This is a genomic window from Sphingobacterium sp. (genome assembly GCF_039596235.1).
Classification (GTDB): domain Bacteria; phylum Bacteroidota; class Bacteroidia; order Sphingobacteriales; family Sphingobacteriaceae; genus Sphingobacterium.
Genome location: NZ_JBCNKE010000001.1, coordinates 361,888 through 382,026, shown reverse-complemented (window position 1 = coordinate 382,026; position 20,139 = coordinate 361,888). Strand labels below are relative to the sequence as shown.

13 protein-coding genes are annotated in these 20,139 nt (G+C 42.0%); 3 read left to right on the top strand and 10 right to left on the bottom strand.

Annotated elements, in window-relative coordinates; translation table 11 throughout:
* Window positions 1–36: 36 nt before the first annotated feature.
* The 8 genes from ABDW32_RS01540 to ABDW32_RS01505 all read right to left on the bottom strand — a co-directional run bounded on the left by ABDW32_RS01540 (window position 37) and on the right by ABDW32_RS01505 (window position 11,319).
* Window positions 37–1,818, bottom strand: coding sequence for a glycoside hydrolase domain-containing protein (locus tag ABDW32_RS01540; RefSeq protein WP_343558770.1), 1,782 nt, complete (start codon window positions 1,816–1,818; stop codon window positions 37–39).
* Between the two features lie 75 nt (window positions 1,819–1,893).
* The gene (locus tag ABDW32_RS01535; protein ID WP_343558769.1) at window positions 1,894–2,676 is read right to left on the bottom strand and encodes a M90 family metallopeptidase; all 783 of its coding nucleotides are present in this window, start codon (window positions 2,674–2,676) and stop codon (window positions 1,894–1,896) included.
* Between the two features lies 1 nt (window position 2,677).
* On the bottom strand, window positions 2,678–3,433 hold the full coding sequence (locus ABDW32_RS01530; RefSeq protein WP_343558768.1) for a hypothetical protein: 756 nt from the start codon (window positions 3,431–3,433) through the stop codon (window positions 2,678–2,680).
* A 62-nt stretch (window positions 3,434–3,495) separates the two neighbouring features.
* A complete protein-coding gene (locus tag ABDW32_RS01525; protein WP_343558767.1) occupies window positions 3,496–4,779 on the bottom strand; it encodes a glucose-1-phosphate adenylyltransferase in 1,284 nt (427 codons plus the stop codon).
* A gap of 6 nt (window positions 4,780–4,785) precedes the next feature.
* A complete protein-coding gene (locus ABDW32_RS01520) occupies window positions 4,786–6,198 on the bottom strand; it encodes a glycogen/starch synthase (RefSeq protein ID WP_343558766.1) in 1,413 nt (470 codons plus the stop codon).
* A gap of 84 nt (window positions 6,199–6,282) precedes the next feature.
* Complete coding sequence (gene glgB / locus ABDW32_RS01515) at window positions 6,283–8,241, bottom strand: 1,4-alpha-glucan branching protein GlgB (RefSeq protein ID WP_343558765.1); 1,959 nt, start codon at window positions 8,239–8,241, stop codon at window positions 6,283–6,285.
* A gap of 2 nt (window positions 8,242–8,243) precedes the next feature.
* Window positions 8,244–10,703: a glycoside hydrolase family 31 protein gene (locus ABDW32_RS01510; protein ID WP_343558764.1), complete on the bottom strand. Its 2,460-nt coding sequence runs from the start codon at window positions 10,701–10,703 to the stop codon at window positions 8,244–8,246.
* A gap of 142 nt (window positions 10,704–10,845) precedes the next feature.
* Window positions 10,846–11,319 (bottom strand): DNA starvation/stationary phase protection protein, encoded by a 474-nt coding sequence (locus tag ABDW32_RS01505; RefSeq protein ID WP_343558763.1) that lies wholly within the window; start codon window positions 11,317–11,319, stop codon window positions 10,846–10,848.
* Between the two features lie 149 nt (window positions 11,320–11,468).
* Between ABDW32_RS01505 and ABDW32_RS01500 the strand changes: the two genes are divergently transcribed.
* Together ABDW32_RS01500 and ABDW32_RS01495 are read left to right on the top strand one after the other, a co-directional pair.
* Window positions 11,469–13,157 carry an RluA family pseudouridine synthase gene (locus ABDW32_RS01500; RefSeq protein ID WP_343558762.1) on the top strand — a complete coding sequence of 563 codons (1,689 nt, stop codon included), beginning with the start codon at window positions 11,469–11,471 and terminating at the stop codon, window positions 13,155–13,157.
* A 301-nt stretch (window positions 13,158–13,458) separates the two neighbouring features.
* Window positions 13,459–16,056 (top strand): DUF5686 family protein, encoded by a 2,598-nt coding sequence (locus tag ABDW32_RS01495; protein WP_343558761.1) that lies wholly within the window; start codon window positions 13,459–13,461, stop codon window positions 16,054–16,056.
* A gap of 533 nt (window positions 16,057–16,589) precedes the next feature.
* Here ABDW32_RS01495 and ABDW32_RS01490 read toward each other — a convergent pair.
* Window positions 16,590–18,269, bottom strand: a complete 1,680-nt coding sequence (locus ABDW32_RS01490; RefSeq protein WP_343558760.1) for a cytochrome c biogenesis protein CcdA — start codon at window positions 18,267–18,269, stop codon at window positions 16,590–16,592.
* A gap of 123 nt (window positions 18,270–18,392) precedes the next feature.
* Window positions 18,393–19,460 (bottom strand): PLP-dependent cysteine synthase family protein, encoded by a 1,068-nt coding sequence (locus ABDW32_RS01485; RefSeq protein ID WP_343558759.1) that lies wholly within the window; start codon window positions 19,458–19,460, stop codon window positions 18,393–18,395.
* Window positions 19,461–19,618: 158 nt separating this feature from the next.
* Between ABDW32_RS01485 and ABDW32_RS01480 the strand changes: the two genes are divergently transcribed.
* On the top strand, window positions 19,619–20,080 hold the full coding sequence (locus ABDW32_RS01480) for an Lrp/AsnC family transcriptional regulator (protein WP_104381061.1): 462 nt from the start codon (window positions 19,619–19,621) through the stop codon (window positions 20,078–20,080).
* Window positions 20,081–20,139 lie beyond the last annotated feature (59 nt).

Sequence of the window (20,139 nt, the reverse complement as noted above, 5' to 3'; positions counted from 1 at the left end):
GGAGAGCAGCCCATCATTCGGCTATAGATAATCTAATTAGTTGATCTTATTGGATAATTCATTTACAAATGCTTTGGCATCATTGAGATCCTCATTCCAGGCCGCATAACGTCTCGATTTTTTTAATTTAGCAATTTTTGCATTCAGCTTGGCCAAATTCGTCTGATCATTGGATTTTTCCAACTTTTCTTTCAGAATATTCACTTTCGTGTAATCCTGGATTCCCTCCAGCATACGCTCATAACGGATAGAGCTACGACCTTGCGGATAAACAATATACGTATCTCCGGCAGGCCATGTACGGAATCGTGAATCCTGCATTGGATTGGCTACCCAGGAATTAAAGGCCCAACGCAGTGCACCGTCAAATCCCGCAGCCAGTGCGTACCAACCCATATAGGTCGATTCTGCCGGATCAGAAAATGTAAATTGGTTCGGAAACTCATCTGAACAGCAAACATAAAATGTAGTAATATACCCCTTTTTACGTCTTTCAATTAAATCATTTTGATCGAAAGGATCGCCTACAGCAACACTGATATCGGTACTTTTTTGATAACGCTTGTAACTTTTATGGTTGTCCGCAAAAGCAATTCCAAATTCAGGTACCACACGTTCCAAAAGTTCTACTGCTGGATCCATCTGCTCCTGTGCTCGTTCATCCATCGCAATATTGGTAATTTTCAACCAGCCTTTGGCGCTAACATGTTTACTAAAATCCTTTAAGAAAGGTGTCCATAGTTCCTCAAATATGGGCGTTCCGGGTTTTGCAACCACATTGACCTGTTCATTTTTCGCTTCATCGAAATAATGTACTTCATTGTTCCAGGGCAGTAAAGAGTAACAATTGATCTGTTTGTTAATTCCCAGATCCATCATAAATTGAACCCACCGGTCAAATACCGCATAGTTATAGCTCCAGGATCCATCTTTCGCTTTCTTCCAGGTGATCATATCCGCATAGGGATCGTAGGTCTGTACATTCCAGGCATCCTTATTTAGGGTTGCTGTGATGACTTTCTGACCGGCAGCAGCCAGCTGCTTCATTGTTGGCTTTAAGGCTTCAAAATGCTCATCACTCCACATCTTAACCTTATTGACACGCGCTACAGCCGATGGATGTTGCCACTGATCCAAATGAAATGACCACTGTGAAGCGGGCGGTAATACATGCTTCTGAACATTTACAATCAGATCCAAATGCTGTACGACCTTACCTTTTTGTTTAACAGAAATAATGGTCTTATATTGACCAGCAGCTGCTTCAGCAGGTACTTTAACCGTAATCCAAACCGGACGTACGCGCTTTGCCTCAAGATGATAGCTTTTGACATCATCCAGCATATCGGCAGAAAGAGCCGCTTTAAAATCTTCGGGTTTACGATAACCGCATCCCTCCGCAAATTCATCTGTCATGACATAACGAACAAATCGTGCCTGCACCGCCTCGGCGGGAATGGTTTTACCCGTCGCTGACCTCAGCTCTCCTGCAGAAACAACGACATCCGGCACTGCTGCGCTTGTCCACAGGAGCACTTGTGCTGATACCTGCTCACCTTTCCAGGCATCCACGGTATTGGTAGGCTGGACAGCGATATTCGGGTTTAAAGATTTTGGAAAACGTTTATCGATAGACACAAACGACGCGTGCAAACCTGGTTTAACATTTGACCAATCGGAAAGCGTATCTCTTGTCGGATCTGCCATCTCAGTAAAAGTCGTTCCCACAGCATAACGCCCCTGAGAAAAACCTTGATTATTGCCGCAAAATAATAGACATGCGCATGCAATAGTAGAATAAATAGTAGTTTTAGGCATAACAGTTGTAATTAACAAAAAAAGCAAACATTTTCTTGTCTGCTTTAAAAATACTAAAATTTTATTTATCCCCACTTAACTTTGCTCAAAAATTTTAGAAAGTGCAGTATAAAGCTCAGGATGGTTTTTCTGAAATTTTGTCGGATTTTCAAAAAAGTATTCCGATGCGACAGCAAAAAATTCCCCGGGGTTGGTCATTCCATAGGTATCAATATCCGATTGGTGCTGCTTTATCTTATCAATTTCCGTACGTATTAAATTCATAAAAGGAATAACAGCTGCCTTATCCAATAAATAACTTGGCACGCCATCTACCGTCCCATCACTTTTATCAATCAGGTGTACAAATTCATGGATCGCTGTATTCTGACCATCATTTGGATTTTGAAAACCATATTCTAACGCTGCTTTAGATAAAATCATCTGTCCGTTCATGGCGCCTTCCCCCACCATTCCCATAATATTCCGGTCTGCATGACCTTCAAATTGATAATCAGCATTGAAATGGGCGGGATAAACCATAATATTGGTCAGGTTTGGATAAGTCCATTTCTTGAAAGCAAAGATCGGAATTATTGCACTGGCTGCAATCAGCATATAATCTTTCAACTCCAAAGTGACACCTACCCCTTCGATCTTGACCCTATCCAAAAATGCCAGACAGCGCAACTCGAATTCCTGCTTATCTGTCATAGAGAGCTGCCGGTAATAGGCGACCTCCTTCTCTAGGATACCCTTCCCCTCATCGCTCAGGACGCGTTTAATAGCCTTATTATTTTTTGCGGTACGATTTAACAGGTAATAGACAATATAGATGGTGACGGGTACGAGCAGTATAATAAAAATCTTTCCTAACATATTATTTTATTTTTATCCAACGGGGATCTCTGGCCTGCAAATTACGCAAAAAGCCTTTAAAATGAGAGGTGCCAAATAAGATTAAAATTTTCTGCTGCGGAGCATCAGCCACAAGAGAAGCTAAATTTTCTTCCCGTTGTTGCATGATAAATTCTTTATCAAACTTATTCTTGAGTGCTGTTTTTATGGGTTTACAACCATAGGGTGCATTTAGCGGAGTATCGTAGTCGCAGGCATCGAGCTGTATGGTGCCATAACGGTATTCAAAATCATCCAACAATTTATTCTTTGGAATATCTGCATTTACAGCAGTTTCATAATTGACCAGAAAAAAAGAGTAATCGGGCTGACTGATGATACGTTGTCCCAATTTACGGTACAGCGGCGCCCTGAGTACTTTTGATGTATCTCCTGGAGTTTCAATGCATTGTTGCAAGCCCAGGCGGTTACCGGTCAATTTTCTGAACTTGCGATCATATAGATCACGTTGTTCGGCGCTATCCACCCTATAGGCGATACTTTCATAAAAAACAACATAACCCAATTTTTGGAGGGAGTCTACCGCGGCCTGGATCTGATCATAATATACACGCGTCCCCAAATGCCGCATCGGGATATAAATAATGCGACGGTCACCGTTATGAAGTTCAAATCTTCGCGAAGCATCTCGTAACACGCCGGTGCTCTGTACCATTAACGAAGTATCACAACCGACAAATGTGATCAATAAAAAAAGAAGGGAGATAATCTGTTTCAAAGCATTTTTTATTACAATAACATGCAATTATAACAATATATTATCTCCCTTGTTTAATAAATTTATACGGTGGCCAGCCCGATTGTCGTGCCACTTGGGATAACGGCATTTTTTTTGATCACCACAATACCATCGCAGACTGTATAAGTCTGATGATTGGCATTCAACAAATGTGGACCGCCATTAATGCGCACGTCATTTCCGATACGACAGTTTTTATCCAGGATCGCATTTTCGATATAACAGCGTTCACCTACCCCAACGATAGGCATATTTTTTCTTTTCGCTTCATCCATATCCGAAAAATCCTCGTAATAATCAGACCCCATCATATACGTTCCCCGTACGACTGAACCAATACCAATACGCGAACGTACACCGATCACCGAACGGTCTACCTTATCGGCATGGATAATACATCCATCCGAGATAACCGAATTAATCAATGTTGTACCCGAAATCTTAGAAGGAGGCAACATACGTGGCCGCGTAAAAACTGTATTTTTATCAAATAAGTTAAAGGCTGGAATATTATCCGTTAGCCCAATATTTGCTTCATAGAACGAGCCTATTGTTCCTATATCGGTCCAATAGCCTTCATATTGATAGCTGAGTACTTTGATATTTTCAATCGCATCCGGAATAATCTCTTTTCCAAAGTCCATTCCGCTATTTTCTTCCAACAGGCGCTTGAGTACACCTTTACTGAACACATAGATCCCCATGGAAGCCAGATATTCCCGTCCCTCCGCCTTCAAGTGATCATTCACTTCTGAACTCCAGTCCAGCAGCTGCTCACTATTGGGTTTCTCTATAAACGATGTGATGTGGTTGTGTTCATCCGATTTAAGAATGCCAAAACCTGTTGCATCTTTGCCATTGACAGGAATGGTCGCAATTGTCAGATCACCTTCATTCTGTACATGAAAATCCACCAGCGCATCAAAATCCATCTGATAAAGCTGATCCCCCGACAAGATCAAAACATAATCGTAATCTATGCTTTCCAGCTTCTTGAACGATCTACGCACGGCATCTGCGGTACCTTCAAACCATTTGTCACCATCATTCGTCTGTTCGGCCGCTAAAATATCGACAAAACCCTTACTAAAAATACTGAAGTTGTATGTATTTTTTATATGGGAATTCAGCGAGGACGAATTGAACTGTGTCAACACAAAAATCTTATTGAATCCCGAATTGAGACAATTCGAAATGGGAATATCAACCAAGCGATATTTTCCTGCAATAGGAACAGCTGGTTTAGACCGTTGGTCGGTCAACGGATACAGACGTGAACCCCTTCCTCCGCCCAAGACGATAGCTACTACATTGTGATGTGACATATCAAATTAAATTAATTGGTTATATAGACTTATATATTTCGCTGCGGATTTATCCCACGAAAAATCCAAACGCATTATTTTGTGCTGGTTGTCCTCAAATTTGGACCTATTTTCATAATACTCGACAGCGCGGATAATAGCTTTTCTGATATCAGCCACCTCAAGCGTGTCAAAACCAACACCATACCCATCGTTTTCCAGATCGATGACCGTATCTTTTAGGCCACCTACACGGTGTACAATTGGCAAGGTCCCATATTTCATGGCATAAAGCTGATTGAGCCCGCAAGGTTCAACCCGCGAAGGCATCAAAAGAAAGTCAGCACTTGCATAGAGCCAGTGTGCAAGATTTTCATCATAACCAAAGAACACATCAAAATTTTCTACCTTTTCCTCCACGAGCATTTTTACCCGTGCCTGAATCGCCGGATCCCCAGCACCCAGTATAAATATACTCAATCTGTCTGAGAAATTTTTGGTAAGATCCAAAATTATATCCGGTAATAGATCAGCTCCTTTCTCAGCTGCAAAACGTCCAATAAAAACCAATAAAGGAAGGTCTGGATTAATTTTATATTGCTGGGCCAGGGCCTGCTTATTTTTGAGTTTACCGGCAAAGGCCGAGTCAAGATTATAATTTTCAATCAGGGTATAATCTTTGCCGGGATCCCAGATATCCCAATCAATGCCATTGACAATCCCAACCGATTTGTTTCGTTCATCGTAAAACAAATGTTGTAGCCCATTAGCTTCCACATACAATTCTTCAAGATAGCCCTCTGACACAGTCGTATAGGCATCACAGCACTTTATCAGTGCAGCAAGTGGATTGATCAAGCCATCCCAGTCCAACAGTCCCCACTTCCAGCTGTCAAATCCCGGTAATAAAATCGCTTTGCTCCAATGTGTCCAGCCCTGATACTGACCGTTGTGAACGGTCGCCACCGTCTTTACATCGGCAAGAAAATTATATGCATTGCTATATTTCATCAGAAAAGGCATTAAACCCACATGATGATCATGGCAATGCACGATATCAGGTACAATTGCTTTTTGCTTAAACCAGTTCAACACAGCATGCTGAAAGGCAATAAACTGCTCGCCTTCATCTGGATAACAATAAACCTCCCTGCGATCCAGTTTGCCTGGAATTTTGATCAGATAGAGTTCAAACCCAAGTATATTATCTTTTTCTTTGAAAACACTATAATGCAATAATTCAGATCCTTGGAAAAAAGTTCCTTCATGAATCACATCGAAGGAGTGTTCATGAACAAATGGACGGTCGTACCAAGGCATGATAACAGCCGCATCCACCCCGAGTTTAGTTTGATATTTGGGCAATGCGCCGACCACATCCGCTAGACCACCGACCTTCGCTATTGGATAACATTCGACACTTAAATGAAATACTTTCATTGGCACATATTTTTTCCCATCGTTCAGATGGAGCTTATGTTATTTAAATTTATTTTCACCTACTTCTACTATATACGCAGCATCTTAGACGGGAATACGTTCCGCAGGCTTTACAGGAACGGCTTCCTTTGGCTCCTTCTTCCGCTTAAGGATATACCCCCCAAGTGGCGGTAGGTCGACCTGGGCCGACTGTGCACGATTCATCCAATGCAGGTGTTCAGTTTCCACATGTTGACTGCTGACTCCCGAGCCAAAATATGCAAGATCATCCGAACTCAAAACCACCTCCCATACGCCGGCATAAGGCAGTCCGATACGAAAATGTTCACGGACAACAGGCGTTAGGTTAATCACGACTACTGTATCATCCCAGAAGTCAAACGCCTTACGCCAATAAACCAAGATTGAATGCTCACGGTCACCGGCATCGATCCATTCGAAGCCCGAAGCATCAAAAGCTTTTTGATAGAGACTGGGTTGCTGCTGATAAGTTGCATTTAAGTCAGCCACAAACCGTTTCATCCCTTGATGTGGCATAAATTCCAGCAGATGCCAGTCGAGTGACTGGTTCACATTCCATTCAGACGTTTGCCCAAACTCTCCGCCCATAAACAACAATTTGGTCCCTAAGAACGTGTACATAAATAAGTATAAGGCCCTTAGATTGGCGAATTTCTGCCACTCATCTCCAGGCATCTTATAAATCAGAGGCTGTTTTCCATAGACGACTTCGTCATGCGAGAGCGGGAGCATAAAATTCTCATGAAAAGCATATACTGTAGCGAAAGTGATGCGATCGTGATGGTACTTTCTGTTGATCGGATCTTCCTTAAAATAATCCAGGGTATCATGCATCCATCCCATCATCCATTTCATCCCAAAGCCCAAACCACCTGCATAGGTGGGCTTACTCACACCGGGCCAGGAGGTAGATTCTTCGGCAATGGTCTGTACGTCGGGAAAATGCGCATAAACAGCTTCATTAAATTCCTTCAGAAATTGTACCGCCTCTAGATTTTCATTACCGCCGAATTCATTTGGAATCCACTCACCGGCATTGCGGCTATAGTCCAGATACAACATCGAAGCAACTGCATCCACACGGAGCCCATCGATATGAAAACGGTCCAACCAATAAAAAGCATTGCTGATCAGGAACGAACGCACCTCATTACGGCCATAATTGAAAATATACGATTGCCAGTCCGGATGGAAGCCCTTTCGAGGATCTTCGTGTTCATAAAGACATGTTCCGTCAAAGCGATGAAGTCCATGCGCATCACCGGGGAAGTGAGAGGGTACCCAATCCAATAATACCCCAATTCCAGCAGCATGTAAGGCTTCGATCAGGAACATTAAATCCTGTGCAGAACCGTAGCGTGAACTCGCTGCAAAATAGCCCGTGATCTGATATCCCCATGAAGGATAATAGGGATGCTCCATCAGGGGCATAAATTCTACGTGCGTAAAATTCATTTCCTTGACATAAGCCACGAGCTGCACAGCAATCTCCCGATAGTTCAGCAGTGTATCCGGGCTCTCCGGATCTCTCGCCCATGAGCCCAGATGCAGTTCATAGACTGACCAAGGTTGATCCAATCTATTTTTTACAACACGCTCCTTCATCCAGTTTCCATCATTCCATTCATACCAATTAGAATGAACAATGGATGCCGTTTTGGGTGCTACCTCCCATCTGAATGCGAAAGGATCACCTTTCTCAAGCTCTTCTCCGGAAGAGGTTTGAATACAATATTTATAAGTTTCACCATTGGCGATGCCGGGAATAAATCCTTCCCAGATGCCACTTGTATCCCAGCGGACATTTAAAGGATGACTCCCTTTGTCCCAAAAATTGAAGTTTCCCGTTACGGAAACGGATTTTGCATTTGGGGCCCAAACCGCAAAATAAACGCCTCTTTCACCCTCCACTTCCAGTTCATGCGAACCAAATTTTTCATACAATTTGAAATGCCTGCCCGACTGGAACAGTGCAACATCAAATTCCGAAAAAAGACTATGCGGTATTACTTGATTGGCCATGTTTAACCCTCTATCAATATGTTTTCAAATTCACGTGCGACATTAATCCAATACCGCCCCTGTTCATCCTGTTGTATTTTTGTATCGATTCCATCTGTTTTCACCTTTTTAACTGCAAATGGCAAACCTATTAACTGAAGTTTATACTCTTCGTATCGTTCGGTAAATAATCCATCGCGGGTCTGTTTGATTGACAGGGAATCTTTTAAGCCGGACAATGTAAAGCATTTTTCCAAATAGATATCCTGCTCATATGCGAATGTGTCTCCATGATCGGAATATACATATGAACGGTGTACACCTTCCGAAAAATAGATATTCAACTGTAATTCCTCCACCTTCTTTTCACCCGTATATTGCATGACGGGATATTCCGGGATGACAGAGCCGCCACGGATGAACATAGGCATTTCATCCAGCGGAGTTGCAATCGTATGTTCTTTTCCGCCGACATAAATTTCATTATTGAAGTAGTAGAACCAGTCTCCGGCAGGCAGATAAACTACCTTGCTCGTCTGACCGGGCTGCAACACAGGTGATACCAATATCTTATCGCCAAAACAGAATTCTTCCTCGCGCTGCCAATTCGTAGGAATATGCTGCTCCACCATTGAAATCGGACGCAAAATCGGATACCCATATTTCGTTTGCTCCCAAAAACAGGTGTAGATATAAGGCAATAGTTTATACCGCAGTTCAATAAACTTTTTATTGATTTTCTCCCAGTCCTCACCGAAACTCCAAGGTTCGCGGTCACGGGTATCCCCGGCAGAATGCACACGCATAAACGGTGAAAAAACACCGAATTGCATCCATCGTGTGAACAGTTCCCCATCCGGCTCCCCCGTAAAACCACCAATGTCCGTTCCACAGAAAGACATTCCTGAGGTAGACAAACGTTGTAGCTGCAAGGTCCCGAGTTTGAGGTGTTCCCAACTCGCTAAATTATCCCCGGTCCAAACCGAAGAATACCGCTGCGTTCCCGCATAAGCCGCTCGTGTAATGGTAAATGGACGTTTGTTTTTATACAATTTCTTTAAGCCGTCATAGGTAGCACGAACCATTTGCATGCCATACACATTATGCGCTTTTCGGTGCGATCCACGATGCCCATCGTATTGATGTCTGACATCATCCGGAAAAGTCCCACGGCCAAAAACTGCCGGCTCATTCATGTCATTCCAAAACCCTGCGACACCATCTTCTACGAGTCCCTGATATAAGGTTCCCCACCACTGCCTCACTTCAGGGTTGGTAAAATCAGGAAACTGACAACGCCCGGGCCAGACAAAGCCTTCCATAAAATAGTCATCCCCGCGACGACAGAAATATTTATTCTCTTTCCCTTCCCGAAATACCCAATAGTTTTCATCCACCTTAATACCCGGATCAATCATGACCACTGTCTTGAAGCCCTCATTGGCAAGATCAGCGATCATTTTCTTGGGATTTGGAAAATATTGTTTATTCCATGTAAAACAACGATAGCCATCCATGTAGTCAATATCCAGATAAATGGCGTCACAGGGAATCTGTCTTTTTCTGAATTCTTCGGCTACCTTACGTACATTCGCTTCCGGATAATAACTCCATCGGCACTGATGGTATCCGATCGCCCAAAGTGGTGGCAAATAATGCGTTCCTGTCAGCGTATGATACCTGCGGATCACATCAATGATATGCGGTCCATGGATATAATAGTATTGTAATTCTCCACCCTCTGACCAAAAACTGGTCTTTCCAGGGTCCTCAGCAGCAAAATCGAAATAGGTTTTAAACGTATTGTCAAAGAAAATACCATAGGCTTCCCCATCTTTCAATCCGATATAAAAAGGGATGGTTTTGTACAAGGGATCCTGATCATAGGCATAAGCATAGGTATCCGAATTCCAGTTCTTTAAGCGCTTACCGCGTAGGTTAAGCTTGGTAGCCTTGTCACCCAGCCCATAAAATGCTTCATTTTCAAAAGCAACTTTAGTGCTATAGACATAATAACCACCAAAATCCGGGCTCTCCTCCCAATGCATTGGCGCCAAATCCGCGTTAAACAGTTTACCCGCTCGATCAGAAAAGGAAATCAAAAAATCACTTTTATTGATGCGACAGGAAATAGTGTTGGTATGCACGCTATAATGGTCTACCTCTTCTTTACATTGATGTATACTGACCCGGTGGTCTTTCTTTGCCAGTGCATAAGAGAAATCTTCGAGAAAAGTCCCCTGTGGAGCAAGTCGAACACGTACAATCTCATCCGTTACGATCTTCACCTCTACTTTTGCCTTACCATCAGAAAAATAGTATGATTTGTCATTTTGATGATGGGATACAACTGACTCAAGGTATTTCTTTTCAATTTTAGGCAAATCCAGTACCGGATTATTCACATGATGCATACTTTCCAAGGTATCATCATGTTCTTCCTCGTTTAGTGTGGTTTGATTTAGGTTGTCGTCTTCAAGCATAGCTGTAATATATTAAAAGTTTCTGTAGGCTTAATTCCTCTTTAAGATAGAAAAATTATCCCGCGCCGGCAACAAAACGTAAAAAAAAATCCCGCACCTAAAAAGGAGCGGGATTGTTTATACCAAGTGGATCTCAACGCTGCTATTTTAAAAAATGAGCACGAAGCATCCAAGCCATTTTCTCGTGTTTTTCTAGTAAGCCCACCAAAAAATCTTCCGTACCATTATCCGCGGTATCGCCAACGACAGCAATATCTGCCCGAATGGACATCGCAATAGACTCATGATCCGACAATAATTCCTTATAATAAGATTGACTATCTGTTTTCTCCGAGGTAGATTCTGTCAAGCGGGTTAATTTCAGATATTTATCGAATGTACCTACCGCATAGTGTCCGAGGGTACGTACACGCTCCGCAACTTCATCAATAACTTCTGCCAACTCATCGTATTGGGATTCTAAAAATAAATGAGCAGCATGAAAATCAGCTCCTTCGACATTCCAATGCGCATTGCGTGTTTTCATATAGATAATATGCTCATCAGCCAATAAGACATTGAGCAATTTCGCAACTTTTTTTAAGTCTGCATCTTTAATTCCAATTGAAGTTTTCATATTGTTTTTATTTGTTAACTATATCTTTTCATTGCTTAGTTAAATTTACCCAAAAAAGCAGGGAAAACAAAAAAAACTAAGATTAAAATGTCATTTCAATAGCATAATAACCGTATTTTTGCCGGTAGAATATTATCAGAGGGAAGACTTTGGCTACTTTAGACAACAACGCTTATTTTCATGCATTCAAGGCGGACATTTCGGGCATCGAACTTCCCCTGCGATTTACCTTTCCATTTTGCTATGAGCCACATCCACTAGCCATTGTTGCTGCGAAGGAACTACAGACCTACCTTGAGGTACAAAACGAATGGAAGCATAACTTTGGCCTTGAAGAAAATAATGAGGGGCTTGCCATAGGCAAGATGTTTGGTATACTCGTTGTTCGCGATCAGCAGCAGCGGCTCGGGTATCTTGCCGCAGTATCCGGGAAACTTGCAGGCAGCAACAAACACCGCTACTTTGTCCCGCCCATATTTGATATGCTGGAAGAGGACGGCTTCTTTTTGAATGAAGAAGTACATTTAAATGCCCTCAATAGAAAAATTGAACTTCTTGAAAACAGCGAAGAGCTGGAGCGAACAACAAGCAATCTCAATGTTTTAAAAGATCAATGGAACGTACAGCTTGACCTGCTCAAAACAAAACTCCGAAATCAGAAAAAAGAACGCAAGGAAACCCGGACAAAATTACGGCCGCTCCTATCGGATGAAGATTATGAAATATTGATGGAAGATATGCGCAGTCAGAGTCTCAAAGACAAACAGGAGCTTCAGCGCTATCAATATGACATGCATCGGGCACTGGAATCAGAAGACCTGAAACTCCAACAGTTGCTTTCCAACATCGCAGCATTAAAAGAAGAGCGTAAGATGCGATCCGGAAATTTGCAAAAACAGCTTTTTGAACAATATAATTTTTTGAACGCAACCGGACAGCGCAAGAATGTAGTTGCTATTTTTCAGGACTTTGACCAAAGCACGCCACCTGCTGGCTCTGGAGAATGTGCCGCACCTAAATTATTGCAATATGCTTACGGCAACAACCTTACGCCCATAGCCTTGGCCGAGTTCTGGTGGGGCTGCTCCCCTTCGTCCGAAATCCGCAGACATAAAAATTATTATCCGGCCTGCCGTAAAAAATGTGAACCAATCTTAGGTCATATGCTTCAGGGGCTCGAAGTTGACCCAAATCCCATGCAACAGGAGACGACATTGCACACGGAACTTCCGCAAATCTACGAGGACGAAGATATTATTGTTTTCAATAAACCAGCCGAGTTTTTATCCGTTCCCGGAATCTATGTCAAAGATTCCGTTTACAATCGGGTACGCGAACGCTATCCCGCTGCAGGCCCGATTATTATCCATCGTCTGGATATGTCCACTTCAGGATTGCTGGTTGTTGCCAAAAATAAAGAAGCACATCAATTTATACAGGATCAATTTATACGTCATACCATAAAGAAGGAATACATCGCTTTGTTGGATGGTATCGTTGAACAGGAGTCCGGGTTAATCGATCTCCCCCTCCGCGTGGACCTCGACGATAGGCCAAGACAAATGGTCTGTTACAGCTACGGCAAACCTGCCCAGACCAAATGGGAGCGGATCTCAATCGAAGGTGACAAAACAAGAGTCCGTTTCTATCCATTAACGGGCCGGACACATCAACTTCGTATGCATGCCGTCCATCCAGACGGGCTCAACACACCTATTGTCGGCGACGATCTTTATGGCAAAAAAGCGGATAGATTACACCTCCACGCAGCTTTTATCAAGTTTATACATCCAGGTTCCAAACAGGAAATCAGCTTTGAAATCCCACCTGAATTTTAACAGAACTGACTATAACGTTACAAAAGTCAGTAAATAGAGAAGCGGAAAATCATCGCGAAGTCAAAATGTGGGTAATAAATTATTGATCTAAATCAATTATTTATTACAAAAAACTGAAAAACAACCAGTTAAGCATCAAACAAAGTAGAACCGTTCTCCTTATTACATGACAATAAAATTTTAAATATTCTTAATTTTTTGTTTCCTTTGTTCACTGATTTTTTGATTTTAATACTTATAAAGTCAAAAATAAAGTAGAAACAAGAAAACAATTTTGAATTTTCAAGATTATAGCAATATAATGGAAGCTAAATTAAACGCAAAAACCTTCATAACTAAACTCTTTCTCTCGATAACAATACTGCTATCAGCATCCATAGCCCTCGCGCAAACCAAAACGGTTACCGGCACGGTCAGAGATGCAAAGACAAAGACACCCATTGCTTACGCTACCGTGGCTGTAGTAGGCGCACCAGCTGCTGCCGGTACATCTACCTCGACCAATGCCAACGGAGAATTTAGATTGGTATTTCCAACATCTTACGTTAAAATCAGAGCGAGTTATGTCGGTTATGACAATAAGGATGCTTTCGTGACAAATGACGCTGTACAGTCAAAAGAAATTCTAATGGATCCACAGGACAATATGCTGGAAGAAGTAGTAGTTAAAGCTAAAAAGAAAAAATACAGCAACAAAGACAATCCTGCAGTTGCCCTGATCCGTAAGGTCATCGAAAATAAAGAGAAAAATCGTTTGTCGGGACAACAATACGCCGAATTTGATCAATACGAGAAAATGTCCCTGGGGTTAAGCAATCTTTCGGAGAAATTTGTCAACAAAAAAATCTTTAAAAATTATCAATTTCTTTTTGAAACGGACGATTCTGCCAAAACGGCAAATAAATATGTATTACCGGCTTTTATCCAAGAGAAATTGTCCAAAGTGTACTACCGTAAAGATCCAAGCAAAACCAAACAATTTATACTCGGTGATCAACGGGCACAATTTGACCCCAAATTTATTGATAATGATGGCCTGTCGTCTTATTTCAACAAACTTTACGAGCAAGTCGATATCTATGACAATAATATCTCATTGGTCACCAATCAGTTTTTGAGTCCGATTGCAAACTCCGCTCCTACGTTTTATAAATTCTTTATTACCGATACCATCAAAACTTCTCAACCCTGGTTGGTTGAACTGAGTTTTGTTCCCCGCAATAAAGCCGACATGTTATTTAAAGGGCAGCTTTATGTCACTTTGGATGGCAATTATGCGGTTCAGGGTGCTAATATGACCGTTGCCGATGACATCAACCTAAATTTTGTGCGCGATCTTCAGATTCAGCTTAAATTTGAGAAAGACAGCAAGAGCAGATTTTATCTAAAAACGAGCACGTTAGGCATTGACTTTTCACTAACTGAAAAAGGAATGGGAATCCGTGGTAGCCGGACGGTCGATTATAATAACTATAAGGTCGGCATTCAGCAACCTGATAGTATATATGACGGTCCTTCTACAGTTATTGCTTACAATATCGACAATAAGAAAGCGACAAAATCCTTATTTGAAACACAACGCCCATTGGCCCTGGCACAGAATGAATTGAACATTTATCACAATATTGATACCCTTCAAAAAATTCCTTCGTTCAGGACCTTTATGGATATCGCGGCCTTACTTCTCTCGGGTTATAAACAAGCTGGACCGGTCGAAATCGGCCCGGTCAACACCTTCTATAGTTTCAACCCTGTTGAAGGATTTCGTCTGCGTGTGGGCGGTCGCACGACAGAATCCCTGAGCAAACGTTTCTATGCCGAAACCTATGCGGCCTACGGATTCAAGGACCAAAAATGGAAGTACTTTTTCAGTGGTACTTATGCCTTTAACAATAAGTCTGTATACTCTTTCCCGATGCATTATATCCGGGCTTCGTATAAAAAAGACACCAAGATACCAGGGCAGAAACTCGAATTCATTCAAGAGGACAACTTTTTGCTATCATTCAAACGTGGTGACAACGACCGCTACATCTACGAAACCAATTATGGTTTGGAGTATAAAAAAGAATTCTTAAACCATTTAACGATCGGTGCCGGATTTAATATCAACAAACAGTCCCCTGCAGGTAGTCTGACTTATCAGATGCTGGATGAAAATGGACAAAACAAATTGTTCAATGAACTAAATTCAACCGAATTGTCTGTCAACTTTAGATATGCGCCACATGAGGAATTTTATCAGGGCAAAATCTATCGCACACCGATATTCAATCAATACCCGATATTCACGTTCAATTATACAGCAGGAATAAAAGGTTTGGCAAAAGGAGAATATAACTACCATAGTTTTAACGTAGGTGCATTCAAACGTTTTTACTTAAGTCAATTTGGTTTTGCTGATGTCACCGCAGAAGGAAATTACATCGCCGGAAAAGAGATACCATTCCCCTTCCTGACGATCCACCGCGCAAACCAGACCTATGCGTACCAGTTAAACTCGTACAACTTGATGAATTTCCTGGAATTTGTCAGTGACCATAATGCTTCTATCAATGTACAATATTACATGAACGGATTTCTGTTGAATAAGATCCCCTTGATCAAAAAGCTCAAGTTACGGGAAGTATTTAGTTTCAAAGGTGTTTATGGTGGTCTCCGCAAAGAAAACAATCCAGACGATCCTAATTATGGTTCAAAAGTCTTTGCTTGGCAACGCAATGCTGAAAATGTTCAAAGTTCATATACCTTCGGTTCCGAACCTTACATGGAGGCCAGTATTGGTTTATCCAATATCTTTAAAATTTTACGTGTAGACTACGTCAAAAGACTGAACTATCTTGACCATGTTGATGCTCCAGCTTGGGGGATCCGTGCACGGGTCAGATTTGATTTCTAAGAGTTTCCATAAATTTATATTATAGTTTTTGAGCCCCTGTCATTGAGCACATGACAGGGGCTCTTTTTTCTATCGAACATTTATATTCTTGCGGCAGCGTTCGACGGTCCTTCGATCAGCCCTGCTCATTCCTTCGGGAGGCCTTCGCCTACGATTCGGCTGCCCATCGGAACATCTTCGTAACAACAGGCAGACATCTTCGGGACTTCTTCGACAATTGTTCGACTGCGCTTCGACAATCCTTCGACAATCCTTCGACAATCCTTCGACTGGGCTTCGACTGGGCTTCGGGAAAAAGTCAACGAGCAGTCGAACAATTGTCGGACAGCAGCCAAAGAAATCCTGCACCAGTCCCGTCCCTGTCTTGAAGCTGTCCAGTCCCTGTTCAGAAGCCGTCCCGAATAATAGCCGATAAACATCCGAAGCCGGGTCAATCCAGAGTCGACGCGCTAGCGAAACACAGCCGAACGGAAGAACAAAAAAAATCCCCCCCTGCAAACAGCAAGGAGGATAAAATTAGAATATGACGATGGTTAGTTTCTCTTTTTGAAAGCATCTACGCCGCTCTGTAGAAATGCCTTGTATTGTTCAACATCGTAATTAGCGCCGCTTTGAGGAACCAGCACCTGACCATTTGGATCAACGATGACATACAAAGGCTGGGAATTGCTGTTAAATACAGAGGCTTGGAAGTCGCTGTTTTTATTTCCTATAGTCCTTATTTTTTTATTACTGTACTTGGAAACAAACTGCTCATTGGCTGGTAATTCGGTTTTATCATCCACAAATAATTCAGCCATCACAAATTCCTCTTTCAACAATTTAGCTACTCCGGGATCTGTCCATACGTTTGCCTCCATCTTACGGCAGTTGACACAATTCCATCCCGTGAAGTCAATCAAAACAGGTTTGTTGAGTTCTTTCGCTGTTGCTAAAGCCTGATCATAGTCGTAGTAAGGATCAAAGCCTTTTGGTGTACCACGCTCATGGAATATCTCGGCATATTTTTTCACCTTACCGTCCGTATGGGCTGCCGTACCGCTGCCAACTCCCGAAGACAAGTCAAAGTCCTGCGTTGCAGATGGCGGCAAAAAGGCTGAAATAGACTTCAAAGGCGCACCCCATAAACCCGGAATCATATACACAACAAAAGAAAAAACAACAATGGCCAATATCGTTCTTGGAACAGATAGAAATTTAAGATCACTATCATGGGAAAACTTGATCTTACCAATTAGATAAAGCCCCATCAAGCCAAATACGGCGATCCATAAAGACAGGAATACTTCCCTGTCCAACCAGTTCCAATGATAAGCCAAGTCCACATTCGATAAAAATTTCAGGGCCAAAGCCAATTCCAAAAAGCCAAGCACCACTTTAACACTGTTCAACCAACCGCCCGATTTCGGCAGTGATTTAAGCATCGATGGGAACATGGCAAATAAACCAAATGGAATAGCCAATGCAATAGAGAAGCCCAACATACCGATGGCCGGACCTAATCGCTCGCCTTTTGACGCCGCTTCCACCAACAGTGTCCCTATAATCGGACCGGTACAGGAAAAAGATACCAGCGATAAACTAAAGGCCATAAAAAACAGGCCGATAAGTCCACCTTTGTCTGACTTAGCATCCATTTTATTAACGAAAGAACTGGGCAAGGTAATTTCAAATGCACCAAAGAAAGAGGCCGCAAATACGACCAGTAGCAAGAAGAAGATAAAATTAAAAATTCCGTTGGTTGAAAGTGCATTGAGTGCATCAGAACCAAAGGCAATGGTAATAATCATCCCTAAAGCAACATAGATCACGATAATAAAGAGGCCATATAACATGGCCTTGCTGATACCACTCGCGCGACTACCAGACTGCTTGGTGAAGAAACTCACCGTCAAAGGCAGCATTGGAAATATACAGGGCATCAATAAGGCCGCAAAGCCCCCAACCAAGCCCGCGATAAAAATACTCCAAAGCGATTTTTTACCGTTTTCAGTAGAATCTACCACCTTATTGGTCGCAGCGACCGTTTTGCTGGAATCAACACTTGCTGTCACGGTATCAGGTGACTCTTCGAATGCTAAAGAATCCGGACTGATAGTTCCGTCCGTAAATTCCAGACCTTCCGTACTAACCGTACTATCCTGTTGCGCAAACATAGCAATAGGAAAGATAAGCAGGAATAAAAGGGTTAATAATTTAAAATTAGTTTTCATCAGCGTATAATGTGTTTTTCATAATTTATTTGTTTGGAGACTGATTATTTGTTCTGGTGTAAATAAAACCCGAGGAGCAATATACTCCCCGAGTTAACTATAAACATATGAAACTAAATCTTATTAGGCTCCAAATACTGGATTCGGTAGTCTACATATTGGTTGAAAGCCCAGAAAATCAACATCGCTGGATAGATATCCCGGTTTAACAGGCTCTTCTTTTACCAGATCTGTGCTTAAATATTTCTTATTGTCATCACATAATAGCGTCACCACGACTGCATCATCCCCTAGTTCCTGCTGCAACTTAATCGCGCCAATCACATTTGCGCCGGAGGAAATCCCAACGGCTAATCCCAATTGCCTTGATAATTTCTGCGCCATAATAATCGAATCGCCGTCATTGGCACAGACCACAGCATCCAGTTCATCCAGATTAACAATAGCGGGGATAAACTCGTCAGATATGCCTTGAATACGGTGTGAACCTACTTTATGTCCGGTTGTTAAAGTTGGACTTTCTGCTGGCTCCAAGGGATGTACACGAACATTTGGATTTGCTTTCCGTAAACTGCGGCCTACCCCCATTACAGTTCCACCAGTGCCCACTCCCGCGACAAAAGCATCCGCCACCAATCCTTGCTCCTCCAATTGTTTCACAATTTCGTAGCCGGTTGTTTTCTCATGCGCTTCCGCATTATATTGATTTTCAAACTGACGTGGCAGAAATACACCGCCCGCTGCAGCGAGTTCTTCACTTAAACGTATACTTCCTAAAAAACCACCTTCCTCCTTACTGATCAACTGAATATCCGCCCCCATACTTCTGATAATATCGGTACGTTCCTTACTGAGCCAGTTCGGCATAATGATTTTTACCTGATGCCCCAAAGCTTTACCGATTGCTGAAAAAGCAATTCCAGTATTTCCACTCGTCGCTTCGATAACAACATCCGTTGGGCGGATCTGGCAATTCATATAAGCTTTATACAAGATGTATAGCGCCATTCTATCTTTGATACTACCGGTTAAATTGTAATTCTCACATTTTACAAATACCCGACCTGGCTTACCTTTGTAGGTATATTGTAGCTCCAACATAGGGGTATTTCCAACCAATCGCCACAAATGCTTAAATCTTTTGTCCAACGCAGGGGATAAACATGCACTTAGTAATTCTTGTTCCGCCATTTTAATATAAATGATTATTCTGTAGCAAAATTGGGCAATAACAAGATATTATTCAATACATAGCCATGATTTCAAGAAAAATTCAATAAAAACACATACACAACAATAAATTATCCACACAAACATTGTAATTTTGCAACAACACCGAAAATATTCAGATTATGGAATTGGACGATATTGATCTAAAATTATTACGCCTATTGCAGCATGATGCTTCGTTAAGCAACAAGGAACTCTCGTTCGAATTGAATAAATCAATTGCAGCAGTACACGAAAGGGTAAAAAAATTAAAAAGACTGGGTTATATCAAAAAAACAGTGGCAATCCTGGACCGGCATAAAATCGGAATCGGACTGATTTCGTTTTCGCAGGTATTCCTCAAAGCACATACGTTCGAAGTGCTGAATGAATTCGAAAAAGAAGTGGCGAAATTTCCCGAAGTGATGGAATGTTATCAGATGGCAGGATCTTATGATTTCATGTTACGTATTGCGACCAAAGATATGGATGCCTATCATATCTTCTTACGGCATCGGCTTGCCGTATTACCTCAGGTCAATACAGTACAGACTTATTTTGTGTTATCGGAGACAAAGAGCGAAACAGCTTATCCCCTGTAATTGAGGATGTCTAATCGGGAAATAAAACGATGAGGTATTGATTTTAGACAAATCAATAC